Origin of the sequence: Candidatus Formimonas warabiya (assembly GCF_002777255.1) — a bacterium.
Taxonomy (GTDB): Bacteria; Bacillota; Dehalobacteriia; order Dehalobacteriales; family Dehalobacteriaceae; genus Formimonas; species Formimonas warabiya.
The window spans coordinates 4,377,025-4,390,316 of record NZ_CP017634.1 but is presented as its reverse complement, the minus strand read 5'-3'; the positions used below and the strand labels follow the sequence as shown (position 1 = coordinate 4,390,316).

The following is a 13,292-nucleotide window of genomic DNA, read 5'->3' as shown; positions in this document are numbered from 1 at the left end:
TTGACTGCCCCGGCTCTTCCTTTTCAATGTGCAAAAGTGTTTTTTCGTTTTATACTCTGGATTGCATATCTCTCCTGTTGCGGCCTTCAGGCTTCTTCGCAATCCAGTTCCATGCTTTGCCTCCGGCGGCTTATGCAGCCTTCATCGACCTGTTCATGTCATTCATCATTTTGTCGGCATCATAGTCATTTCCTTTGGTCAGTATTGCGTAAATAACTCGTATCAGCTTGCCACAAAGGGCTACTATCGACTCCATCTTGATCAAAGGATTCTTTTCTCGATTCAGATTCCTCTGGTGTATTGTCCGGAATTCCTTATTTGTTGCCAGCATTGTGATGATAGTCCTGAACAACCCTTCACGCAGCCGTTTACGGCCTCGCTTGCTGATGGTTGTCTTTCCTTTATGCTTGCCTGAACTGTTCTCCCGCAGGCTCAAGCCCGCCATTTTCTGTATCTGCCGTGGATCTTGGAACCGGTTTATATCACCAATTTCACTGACGATGACAGCCGCCGTCACCATCCCGATTCCTTTTATGTCCACAAGTTTCGATGCATTGGGTATCTTTAACAACAGTTCCTGCATTAGTCTTTCTATATTCTGTTTTTGCTGGTTTATCATTTCATACTGTGTCAAAAGATTTTGCAAAGCTGCTTCTGCAGCCTTTGAACCAGAAGTACGCCCTATAGATTCGGCTGCGGCCTGTACAAGCCTTTCTGCCTTTTTGATACTTGGTTTCTTCATCTCTTGCCGCCAAGTGTTCATCAAGCCTGTAGCTCCTGCCGTAACAACCTTTGCTGGTGTTGGATAATGCTTTAATGCCAACCAGGCCCCATTCCGGCTCCAATCCTTGAATACCTCATTGAATTCTGGAAACCTTATATCCAACCAGCGTATTACCTGGTTGCTTATCCTGATCAGCTGCTCCAATAGTCTTTCTCTTTCAAGTACCGCTTCCCGAAGCTCCTGAAAAAGGTCCTCCGGTATGTATACATCCCGAAATCTTCCGTCCTTGACCAGCATTGCTATGGTCTTTGGATCTTTGTGGTCATTTTTGGTCGGACTGTTATCATCCAGCTCTTTTGTGCATTTTACGTGAAATGGATTTATAATTCCTAACCGGTGGCCTTCTTTCTGTAGGTGATCGCCTAGCGTGAACCAGTAGTGCCCTGTAGGCTCAAACCCCACTGTGCTCTCGGTCTTGTTATTCTCCTGCATTATTTTACGCATCCAGTCATTGAGGGCTTCATAGCCCTGTTTGGTGTTGCTGAATCGCAGGAGTTTTGCTAGTTCCATTCCTCTGTAATCAAAAGCCCTTGCATAATGGTTGTTCTTTCCAATGTCAATCCCGACCACAAGTGTTTCATTTTTGATTTGCAAAATCTTTTCATTTTGTGTACGCTTCATATATGACGCCTCCAGTATATAGTTTTGTGCCTTTCTTGGCTGGATCAGCACAATACTATTTTATTGCCAGGCGTCTTCTTTTTCAAAGTTCAACAATTTTCGTTACAGGAATGCTCCCTAATCATTATACAGCTATCTCTAATACAATTTTGGTGGGCACCCTTTTTTTATCGCAACATTTCGAACATAACACTCCCATTTGCCAATTAGTTGCTTCCATTCTTCAGATTCAAAGTATTTGTCTACGCCATAATCAAGGTTAAACTCGGGTAGGTATGTTCCTGTTACTCCCTTTTCAAGAATGCCATCAGCAATTACTCCTTCTTCTCTAAAAATCAAAATTGGTAAACCAATTTGAAAAGCCATAGCAGGCTCTATATGGCAATAAGGACTTGTTAGCCACTTATTGTCTAGAGAGTACTCTCTTACACTTTCAATGTCAGGATTAGGCTTGCCAGTACCCTTCTCTATCTGTGCTCTTCTAAACGCTATTGTTAAAAGGCCATTAGATTCAAGCATTAGACGTCTTATTGCAGTAAGAGGTTCTTCCATATCATAATCAGTAACTCCCAATGTCCTGGTTTCTATACCTCTATCTAATAGGTACCTTTTTATATAGTTCATAAAATCAAACTGCTTTTTTAAATATGGCTGTGGATAGCTCAAAAAAGCAGGAATATTCATAAAATCCTCTTCCTTAATAAATAAGTTATATATTTAGAAACCTATGGAAATAAATCTACATATTATAATTCTATGAATTTTTTCCTTCTTCCATAACTTGTTTTATAGCAGATGCTATTGAATCCCAATCCCACGAAATTGTACGATTCCTTTGCAATCCAGTAGGCAAATTACTTTGAGAATTACTCCCACCAACATATACTCCAAAAATAGGAACATTATTATCTTTTGCCATTCTTATTTCTTTAGCAACACCTGTAGCGCTTGCCATATATTTTCCTACAAGAACAATTAACATATTACATTTACTTATTTTCTCTTCAACAATCTTTTCCCATTGACTCTGTGGCATAGCAGACTTAGCAGACCAATCTTGTATATTAAATGGTGTCTTGGAGTTTTTGCTTTGTCCTAAAAACAAAATCTTCTCATTTTCATTATGGTCAAAATCAAAACTAATAAATGCTCTTGGATCAGCCATTGCTAGCATACCTCCTTTTACAATATTGATCTCAAGTTCTTATAGAACTTCTCTGTAGGAGATTCCTTAGAAGCATATTTTTGTAATGGATATGATTTTTCTAAAATAAGTTCTTTATCAGTCTTTATTCTTGCTTCGACATATTTGTTTAGGTCTAAATAGCTTTTTAATTTTGGCCAATAACTCAGATAATCTGGAATTCGTACATAATCCTTGATATAGCTAACTATAGGAAAGTCATTTTGTGCAGCCATTCCAATCTCAAAAGGTACCCACCACGATTCCTGAGTGATAGGTGATATAACAGCTAATAAATCTGTGCATGAATTCAAGTTTTCTTTTATATGAGCAGTAAGTTTTTCCCCTTTTAAAAGGAGATCACCTTCAAGAATATCTAGATAAGCATCTACTTTTAAAAAACGGAGTCGCGATTGAATTTCTAGAGCCGTAGCATTATCTTCACGTTTATGAGAAATAAAAACTTTCAATGCAAATCACCTCACAAAAATATATATTTTATCTAATTATAATATTTTGTGTAGATAATAAATGTCGAAAATTGGTAGTCTGTAAAATTTTTTCACAATATAACAGATTTACATCATAATACCTGTTCTTATTGTTGCCGCGAACTCCAGGGTGTCTCGGGGACGGGGTTGACACTCTTTTCCGAAAATCAGTTATAACAAATGAGTTAGGAACCTCTACAAGTGATGCGTGGATATGCTGCAGCTATACTTATGGTCAAATTAGGTAATTAAGAATCACTCGGTCCCCTTGATACTTTCTTTATAGCTATGTATGATAACGCTAATCAGCCCAACTACAAGCAAGGTAAACCACAGCCATATAGGAACTGCAGTTATTAGCTTAACAATCCAAATTACAAACGATCCCAATAAAAATAGCGCCACAAAAACAATGAATCTAATCGCCCAATGAAGTAGGCTGCCAATCATGCTTCCATCAATTATATCTAATCGATATAATTTGCCGACCATTTCAAATGCAATAGAAAACGCAATTGCCCCTATTATCGCATAGCAATATAATTATAAAAAAACATTTTCAAATAGTGAAAACCGTTCAGTTATAAATACAAATATAGATTTTAAAATAGGCATTTTGTACTTCCTTAATCTGGGGGAGTACTAAGGAAACGGTTTTACTTATGCTAAATATCTTATCATGATCGGTTACCCAGTTTCACAAATACTCCGTACAGCGGCACCCGGCCTTTTCTTAAAATCCTGTACTGAAATCATCTTTATATGTCCAGACTTGGCAATAATTAAATTGCCTTCTTCCAACCAAATTCGCCCATCTTCTATGGCAAAATTCTGGACCTGATCCCTATTTACTTTCATACTAACTTGATTAGTAATTCTCTTCAGTTCTAAATACAACCTATACTCCGTCGCTGAACGAATACATAGTTCCGGTATCTGCTCTGCACGCTCAAATATTTTATAATTGGTATATAAATGGGATCGTACGCCGTATTCCTTGGGTTGTATTGGCTTATCTCGTTTTACCCATTCTCGAACGGTGTATTTTATATATAACTCATCCGATACTGAAGGTAGTTCAGTAATTTGGTTTCTCGGAATTACCTCCCATTTTATAATTTCTCCAAAGTATGAGATACCGGCACTATCCCTAAAAAGCTCCTTTGACTGATATAGAGCGATAAATCGTACTCCAATACGTTCTTTATTTAAGCGCTTATAGGGGATATGGTAAAATCCGTATCGTAAACAAACATCTAATTGTTCCGGACCTCTGAGCGCCCCAACAAGAACATCTTTAATATTAAAATCAATCTCCTGCCAGCATTCTTCAATTCCCCCGGGCAAAATAGCTGTATCCAGAACTGATTTTGGTGAAATGGTTATTAAACCATCAATCATTTCCCGGACCATACCCGTTGTACCGGGCAAGAACGGAAGACCCCCTATGTTTGCCTTTTCTATACTTTTATACATACGGTGATTTCGATACAATTCTTCATTATTATAGGGAAACAGCACATACGCTCCAAAAAGATTACGCCACATTTGGGCATCCTGCTCGGCTACAATGGCATCCCTGTATCGGTGCATGGCATTAATATCGTCTTCTTCGGGGCCTGGGTGTCCATATTGCGAATAGTATCCCGTTCCTTCCAATGCTGGATTGATCCGATACTTAGCATCAAAGATGTATTGATACTGCACATCAGACTGACGTTTTTCCAAACAAAGCACATTGTCTGGTCGTTGGAGAGGGATAGCAGCATATCGGGGGTTATAGGCAAGTGTGTATATCTCACCATTTTTCTTATTTCTAAAACGGATCTGGGCTCGTCGGCCCTTTTTAATCGTAACAAATAAGCCATTATGATCAACTCGCAAAAGATCCTGTTGGATCAGTTCATGCTTCTCACGCAGCAGACTTCCCAGCTTGATAAAGCACCAGTACTCATACAAAACAGCAAGATCTTTCATGGATATCCGAAATAAATCTCCCGTTAAGGCAATCCCCTTGAATAGCATTAGATAGTATTTATATAGCTCCCGATACCCTGGGGCGGCATGGAAGACCAATGATAGGGCATTTGAAGTATGCAGATTTCCTACCTCTCGTAAAAAACTGTGATCGACCCGTCGTCTTAGCTGGGTTATCATGCCGCTCAGCTGGTTCAACAATGTCTCTCCCCTGTCTCTGCTTTGAACACGAAGTTGCTCCAGGCGACGAATCACAGAAAGTAGCATATGCTTGACCATTCGGTTTTCAAAGGTATCAAATCTCATCTGCTTCCGTACACTCAAGACTTTTTGGGGAATAAAATGCCCATTTTGGAAGTGGGAACTTTGCTGGTGTTTTTCCATATAGCGTAAAGTAGCATTGGTAATTTGTTTCGCACGATGGGGCGGCACAATCTCCATATTCTGTTGCAATACATGATAGGGAGCACGCAAAACTACATCAGTTGATTGGAGAAAACGCTGAAAGATGGTTTTAAAAATGCTATAGAATTCAGTCTGACTGTTACCATATTCATCACGTAACCCAGACCAGAGATAGGTTCGTTTAAGAAAATCATAGGCCAAGTTGTGTATTTCATCATTTACGTCCCGGAGAATTGCCAGGTAGTCATTTCGATAATCAATTTTGGAGGGAAATACCTCTAAGGTGATAGAGAGCACTTCCAGTCCATCCACTTTAAAAATAAGATTTGAAAAACCAACCTCACATCCAAAGTTTATCACTCCAGACAGGATCTTTCCGCTTCTGCCGACAGGAGTAATTTTATTCTGAAACAAGGGAGATTCATGATAAAATGTCAGCTCAATCTCCTTTTTCTTTTCCAGGATCATCTCAATATCTTGATGTTCAAAGAACAGGGGCACTATTGGGATGTCATGCCTTCCAGGGCTAAGGGGATTATCTATGGTTTCTTGAGATGCCCAGGAGTAGAATGCAAAGGGTTCATTACTCCATACCGAAAAACATGATTGACCAGGCCTTCCCAACATCTCTGCTTTGGGGTGGCAGGGTTTGCCTTTCATCGTCAAGTCAAAGGTCGATGTTTGAATATAAATTAATTCTTGTGCGTTAGAGCCAATAGGAGGTGAATCCATCTTCTTCGTACCTCCGCATCATAAAGACAAGTTTTTCTGCTGAAAAGCGATAGATGGCATTTGGTAGAGATTGTTGCATATTTTCGTACACACTGATATCTTCCGGGTTCAAGGTTGCGCTATCATTGCCAATACATATTTTAAATAGGTCAATCAAGGTACGTTTGATGGCACTGCTACTTCCCTGTATGCGCGGCAAGATCTTCTGTAAAAGCAGGAAATCCATGGCATGGGCAAAAGGTAGTAGCTCAAACATCTCATTATAAATGGTATAGAAGCAAACCTCGTCCCGAATGCGGTAGCCCACCTGTAATCCTGCTATATTCAATGCTCGGTTGATCCGCATTAATTCACCAATGGTTTGGCTGATGATTTCGTCACTTGTCATACAATCACTCAGGGTCAGGAATTGTCCTTTCATAAAGGAATTATGGAGGGTCCGTCCTAAAACAGGAGCTACTGTTTGGGACGGCATTAATTGTAAATCTATTTGAGAGAATTCGATGGTATTGGCTCTGTCAAGAACCTTTTTACTGAAAGGGAAAGTAGTTTCGTCCATATTCACGGTACCCACGATATAGACATTGTCCGGGAGATAGAGAGCACCATATTTATGCCTTGCTTCCTCATCACCAGCAAAAGATTCACTACTTATTAAGGTATCAGTGCGGAAATTTCCCTCTTCATCAATTCTTCGTGTCTCCATGGCAGAGAGCACGTCGCTAAAATAATACTCCACCCTGGCGAGATTCATTTCATCAAGGCAAAGAAAATAAGGGAGTGCACTATTTTTTCGTGCTTCGTTTAAAAAGGTGGTCAATGGTCCGGGATGGAATCTCCCATTAAGGTCACGATAACCCAACAAATCTGTAGAATCAGACCAATCTGGTCGAACAGCGATCAGTTTAAACCTTCTATTTTCAGGTGTCGCATTGAGGGCTTCGGCAAAAAGTCTTACTAAGCGGCTTTTTCCCGTGCCGGAAGTGCCCGCAAGGATCACAAAAGGTTTCGCCTTTAAAGCTAGATAGAAATTTTTCAGCAGTGACTTGTCATATACAAAACCTTTGCTTTCAAAAAATAGATGGATTTGATCAATATCGTCCTTAACGATATAGTCACTGATCATCTCCGGAGTTTCCGGTTCTTCTATTATCCCACTTTGTTTTTCAGTCTCACCTATCTCCGGTTTTTCAGATTCATCAGGTTTGTTTCCCACACAATATGCATAGTAATCCTTATAGATTTGCATCATCAGGTCAAGATCACTGATTAGCTCTCGATCATGAGGCAGGTTTCCTGTCTGGTAGAGCCGATAACAAATCGTACACTGTTCGTAGAACTCATTTCCCAGCGTTATATTGCTATCAGTATTAAAACCACGCATATCTACTTTGCTTCTTATCACGGTTTTGATGTCTTGCATTTTCTTCAGGGCACCTGGTTTTCCTATCTCATTTTTAAGCTTTGTAAACCCTTGATTTAAGGTTAAATAGCATCTCTGCATATCTTCAGAAAAAAGATAGACAATATAAACCCCATTTTGCGTAGTTTCAGTGATATTCCTATCTAAAACTGCAATCCAGGGATACTTTGTCCAACTTCCCTTACCAATAGAACCATTTACTTTATAGCGACTTTTATTAATAAATGTAAGTTTTTCAATATAACCTGGGATGATCTTACGTAATAGTTCTCCCATCGCATGTCCGGCAAATGGTTGGCTACTAGCACTAAGATACTCATCCATGACCTTTTGCAAATAACCTTTAAAGGTGTCAGTGTCCATTGATACGTTCTCCCTCTGGTTATCCCAAGAGTAGTAGTGTTTCAGTTTATTTTCCAAAAGCGAGATTAGCTTTTCTTTTTCAGCAGGTGTGATCTCAGAAAAAATTTCTCGATCCATTACAACGATTTCTCTATTACCCTCTGATTCAACATAAAGAATTCCTTTTGAGCGGTAAGCATTCAAGGGATTGTACCGGATCACGGATATGATTTGTGAGAGACTGGCTTTTTCCACATTGGCAATCGCAGGGTCCGGATTAATATCAGCCAGTAATCCCTGCTTTTTTCGCTCAATATAGAATTCTTTAAACTGTCGGGCTAAATCATTTAATAGGATTTTGCCTTCAGCGTCCATACCTTCAAGAAAGGCAATCATTAAGACTAATTTATAGGAACGTTGATACCCTGAGAGACTATTTTCGGGACCTATATAATCGTAAAATTGAGGAAGTTTCACTGTCTCACCACCGTTGGTCATAGAATCAATCATCACACAAGGTGTAACTAATTCCCTATTTCTCTAATTTTCTGCAATTTCCTGCCTTTTTCTAGTAAATTACACCAGCAAATCAAATTTTCGCCTAAAGGGCAAAATAAAAACCGGCATCTCTTGCCCGGCCGGTTTGACTTTTTCTATGAAAACAATAGGGGAATCACGGAGTTGCCGATAATCCCTTTATTTCCATAAATATGTAACAGGGAACGTTCTTAATGTTATGTCTTCTATTGCATCTTCCTGGTTCTCGGTTTTTACCGATTTGATAAGAATTTTTATTCTTCTTGATGTACGGAATGCCAGGGAGACGGGGTTGTTGACAATCGCGTTATCGCTATATTTACCGGCCCCAGTCTCCTTTAAACAATTGGTTGGAAATTAAAAAAAACCCTAACTTCCGTCACCGTAAATTTGAGGTGTTGTCGACACCCCCGTCACCTTGGCATATGTTAACCGTCCCTGGCGCTTCGTTTTTTAATTAATGGAACTGAGTTTATCTTTTAGCATCTTTCTAGCTCGGTAGAGCCGGGTTTCGATTGTCCGGGGGCTGGAACCCAGCTTGTCAGCAATCTCTTGATAAGAAAAATCGGCAAAATAAAACATTTCAAGAACCTGTTTGTATTTGGGAGGCAGTAAATTAAGCGCTTTTCTAAACTGTGTAATAAACTCTTTTTCCAAGTATTTGTTTTCAGGCGAAGCATCGTTATCACAGAGTGTACTAATTATGTAAGTCTGAAATCTTTTTGCTTTTGAATGTTTACGCTGCCAATTCCTGCATTTGTTTAAGGCAATTGCATGTAACCAAGTACTGAATTTGGATTCTTTTTTAAAACTACTTAAACTACAATATGCCTGGAGTAAAACCGACTGAGTTAGTCCTTTGGCATCCTCAGGGAGGCAACCCATTCTTATCATAAGATTTTCGATATACTTTTGGTATTTGCACGTAAGTTGATTAAAAGCAGTAATGTCCCCAGCCAAAGTACGATATACAAATTCATTATCTTGATTTTGATTATCCTCTGACGTCAACATTAGACCTCAACTCCCTATGATAATCATGTCGATATGAAGAAAGAGAATTATGATTTTGAATCTGTCAGAATATTTGCAGGGCGCCTATTTCCATATTATTATAACACCAAATTATTGTTTATGTTAGTTTTCATTCCCTTTTTACAGGTTATAAAATTGGGATAAGAAGGGTGAAAAAGCAATACTTTATTTTTCGACACGATTTTTGAAGTATAGCAACGATAGTATCTATATGGTACTTAAAAACGGAAAAATTTAAAATCAATGATTAACTTTGAAGTAATTTAGTTCTTTCTGTTGTCTAATATAATAGGTTAAGACGAAATTCACTGTCAGTAACCGCGGAAAGTAAATTAATTGTTTTGGTTACAGTTTTCATCAGAAACTTTAAGGACAGCGTAAAGGGGTTTTGCAGGATAATAGAAAGTCAAAGAGGAAGGAAGTCAGCCGTAAGATGGATTTGTTATTATTATAGCAACGTCCGTTTAAAGGTTCGAGTTCCTTTTTTGCATTGGGGTTAAAACGAATTAGTAATATTAAAAAGGAGGCCCTGATTATGACATTAATAAATAAAATTGAAGTCTTGTCTAAAGAGGATTTGACAAGGGTGCATGAGGCATCATTGAAAATTCTTCAGGAAATAGGAGTCGTTTTCCTTTCTGAAGAAGCAATAGAAAGGTTTAAACATCACGGTGCTAAAGTGAATGGTAATATTGTCTATCTTTCACCCAAAATGGTTGAGGATGCCTTAGAAAAGTGTCCTAGTCAATTTAAATGGCGTGCGAGAAACGATACTCATTCTCTAATTGTAGGTAAAGGGTTTCATGTACATGCAACCCAAGGCCTAATATATATTCAAGAAGGGAAGTTCCGCAGAAAGTGTACACTGGAGGATTGTGTAACTGCCCAAAAAATCTATCAGGCAAGTGATGCGGTAAGTGTAGTAGGAGGCAACCCGGGGGATCCGGCGGATATAGATAAAAGGGTAAAGCACCTTTATTTTACTTATGTAGCATTAAAACATACTGATAAACCTTTTTTCCCTTACTGTACCCATACAGAGGGATATGTGGTATCCGAAGTTTCGCAAATAATGGATATGTTTGAAATAGCTGTAGGCGCCAAAGATTATTTGAAAAAAAATTATTGTTTAGCCAATATTTGCGGGCCGATAAGTCCTCTTACTTATCCTGCTGATGTACTAGGTGTGATCAGTGAATATGTAAAGCGAAACCAGCCAATTCATCTTTATAGTGCGCCAATGGCTGGAATAACCGGTCCTTTAAGCCTTTTTGGGACATCAGTATTAGTAAATGCAGAAATCCTGGCGGGAATTGTCCTAATTCAATTGATGAACCCTGGAAATCCTGTGGTATATACCCCGATGGCATCGGTTGCAGATATGAAAAGGGCAAACGCGAACTATGCTTCGCCAGAGGCAATGTTAATTAATATAGCTAATTGTCAGTTGGGTCAAGCTTTATACCATCTGCCCACCAGAACACTTTGTGGAGGAAACAATGCAAAAACTGTAAACTGCCAGGCGGGATATGAAACCATGCAAAATATGATGTTGGCTACCCTGGCAGGGGTCCATCTTTTTGGGTTGTCTTTGGGGTGTTTAGATAACTGGACAACAACCTCGTTCGAGAAGTTACTTATTGATATAGAACTGTTTGAAAGAATGAAACGGATTGTGCAAGGGGTGGACACCTCTGAAAAGGCGTTATCCCTGGATCTGATTAAGGAAGTGGGGCCTGGTGGCTCTTATTTGACCCACCAGGATACCCTTGCGCATTTTCGGCAAATATGGATGCCCGGCATATCAGACTGGGAATCATATGCGACTTGGAAAGACGCAGGTTCTGAAGATGTAATGGATAGAGCGAACAGGAAGTGCAAAGAGATACTTGATAGCTCCCCGGAATCAATGATTGATGAAGCACTTGATAAAGAATTGAGGCAATATATAAGCATGGTAATAAATGGCTAAATTTCTTAGACAATATGATTAAAAACATGATACGGAGGGGGGAATTTTTATGAAAAAAGATTAAAGCCTTTCATGTGGCCTTTGGCACTACCTTAACAATTAAGGGGGTATTTCCATGAAAAACAAATTCTTAGGAGTAATCGACACGCCGGTTTTTACTGTCACATTGTTATTTGTGATCATATTGACAGCTTTGGGACTATTTAATACAGAATTACTCGGTGCATTAGCTAATGGTGCCTTTAATTTTACTGTTTCGAACTTTAGCTGGTGGTACTTATTTGTGACAGCAGGATATGTGATGTTTTGTGCATGGTGCTCTTTAAGCCGCTTTGGCAGAATTAAGCTTGGTAAAGACCATGAAAAACCGGAATACAGTGATTTTGCCTATTGGTCAATGTTATTCAGCGCTGGTGTAGGTGTGGGATTAATTTTTTGGGGCGTAGCGGAGCCTTTGATGCATTACTTAGATCCTCCTTACGGAATAGCGGCAGCAACACCTGAGGCGGCGGAAGTAGCAATGCGCGTAACGATATTTCATTGGGGGGCAAGCGTTTGGTCCGGTGGTGCTGTTGTAGCATTACCGATAGCATACTTCGCCTATAGGCTGGGCAGGCCGATGACAACAGCAACAGGGTTAATCGGAGTCTTGGGGGATAATCCGGAAAACACATTTTGGGGCAAAGTAATAAATATTTTCACGGCCATTGCAATTATCTTTAGCCAGGCCACAGCTTTAGGTACTGGTGTAATGATGATTAAATATGGTATGAACGAGTTATTCGGGATACCTTTTAACAACACGGTTGCAATAGGGATCACTGCCGCAGTTACCGTTATGTTTGTTTATTCAGCTGTTAGAGGTGTCACCCGCGGGATTAAAATTATTTGCGAAGTTAATACGTGGTTGATGTTTGGATTAATAGCTTTCTTTTTCTTATTTGGTCCAACGAAATTTATTTTAAACCTGTTCACTAATACGATTGGTTCCTATCTCCAGAATTTTCTTTGGATGTCATTCTACACAGACCCGGTTAAGCAAGGTCCCTGGTTAGGGTGGTGGACAGTATTTTATTTCGCCTGGTCTATAAGTTTTAATATATGGCAAGGTCTGTTTATTGCCAGAATATCACGGGGACGGACTGTACGGCAACTGGTTTTCGGTGTGATGATTGTACCTCTTGTATTTACGTTTATTTGGTTTACACTACTGGGAGGCAATGCGCTTTATGCAGAAATATTTAAAGGCGCTAATATTGGGGCATTAGTTCAAAAAGACTATAGCGCGGGCATTTTTGCATTGCTGAGTACCTTACCGTTTCATGTTTTCATAGGGATCATTGTTATCATCAGTATTGTGATATTTTTTGTTACAGGAGCGGATGCTGCGGCTGTTGTTTTAGGTATGATTATGAGTAAAGGGAATTTAAACCCGGCTAATGGCATGAAAATTTTGATGGGAAGTTCGTTAGGCATAATATGTATCATCCTCATGACATCTGGCGGCCTACCAATGCTGCAGACAGCAGTGATAGCCGGAGGCTTACCCATTTCCTTTGCGATAGTAGTGTACGCGTGGTCCATGGTTAAAGCTTTTCAAAATGATGTGTTATACGAAAAAGGAAATCTTCCAGAAACACAGCATATTGGCACCCGCATAAAATCATTGTTTACAACAAAAGCATAAATGTTTTTAATTGTGGTTTTATGTAAAGATCTTACTTTTAATGCAGGCGGAGTGGTGCGCCTGCATTTTTGTTTTTCCCGGCATGTCTGCCGGACCGCTAGGC

The 13,292-nt window shown here is 39.4% G+C and carries 9 protein-coding genes; 2 read left to right on the top strand and 7 right to left on the bottom strand.

Annotation, left to right across the window (positions count from 1 at the left end):
• Nucleotides 1-130: 130 nt before the first annotated feature.
• The 7 genes from DCMF_RS19915 to DCMF_RS19885 form a co-directional block, all read right to left on the bottom strand.
• Nucleotides 131-1,405, bottom strand: a complete 1,275-nt coding sequence (locus DCMF_RS19915; protein WP_148136042.1) for an IS110 family RNA-guided transposase — start codon at nucleotides 1,403-1,405, stop codon at nucleotides 131-133.
• A 138-nt stretch (nucleotides 1,406-1,543) separates the two neighbouring features.
• Complete coding sequence (locus DCMF_RS19910; protein ID WP_148136041.1) at nucleotides 1,544-2,089, bottom strand: hypothetical protein; 546 nt, start codon at nucleotides 2,087-2,089, stop codon at nucleotides 1,544-1,546.
• Between the two features lie 70 nt (nucleotides 2,090-2,159).
• Entirely contained in the window at nucleotides 2,160-2,570 is a 411-nt protein-coding gene (locus DCMF_RS19905) for a TIR domain-containing protein (protein WP_148136040.1), read from the bottom strand.
• Nucleotides 2,571-2,587: 17 nt separating this feature from the next.
• Entirely contained in the window at nucleotides 2,588-3,058 is a 471-nt protein-coding gene (locus DCMF_RS19900) for a toll/interleukin-1 receptor domain-containing protein (RefSeq protein ID WP_148136039.1), read from the bottom strand.
• Between the two features lie 708 nt (nucleotides 3,059-3,766).
• The gene (locus DCMF_RS19895) at nucleotides 3,767-6,193 is read right to left on the bottom strand and encodes a restriction endonuclease-like protein (RefSeq protein WP_148136038.1); all 2,427 of its coding nucleotides are present in this window, start codon (nucleotides 6,191-6,193) and stop codon (nucleotides 3,767-3,769) included.
• Nucleotides 6,168-8,456, bottom strand: a complete 2,289-nt coding sequence (locus DCMF_RS19890) for an MrcB family domain-containing protein (protein ID WP_214658757.1) — start codon at nucleotides 8,454-8,456, stop codon at nucleotides 6,168-6,170. Before DCMF_RS19890 ends, DCMF_RS19895 begins: the two co-directional genes overlap by 26 nt.
• Before the next feature lie 492 nt (nucleotides 8,457-8,948).
• Nucleotides 8,949-9,509 (bottom strand): RNA polymerase sigma factor, encoded by a 561-nt coding sequence (locus tag DCMF_RS19885; protein WP_148136037.1) that lies wholly within the window; start codon nucleotides 9,507-9,509, stop codon nucleotides 8,949-8,951.
• Between the two features lie 556 nt (nucleotides 9,510-10,065).
• Here DCMF_RS19885 and DCMF_RS19880 point away from each other — a divergent pair.
• Both DCMF_RS19880 and DCMF_RS19875 read left to right on the top strand, forming a co-directional pair.
• Nucleotides 10,066-11,502: a trimethylamine methyltransferase family protein gene (locus DCMF_RS19880; RefSeq protein ID WP_148136036.1), complete on the top strand. Its 1,437-nt coding sequence runs from the start codon at nucleotides 10,066-10,068 to the stop codon at nucleotides 11,500-11,502.
• A gap of 115 nt (nucleotides 11,503-11,617) precedes the next feature.
• The gene (locus DCMF_RS19875; RefSeq protein ID WP_148136035.1) at nucleotides 11,618-13,189 is read left to right on the top strand and encodes a BCCT family transporter; all 1,572 of its coding nucleotides are present in this window, start codon (nucleotides 11,618-11,620) and stop codon (nucleotides 13,187-13,189) included.
• Nucleotides 13,190-13,292 lie beyond the last annotated feature (103 nt).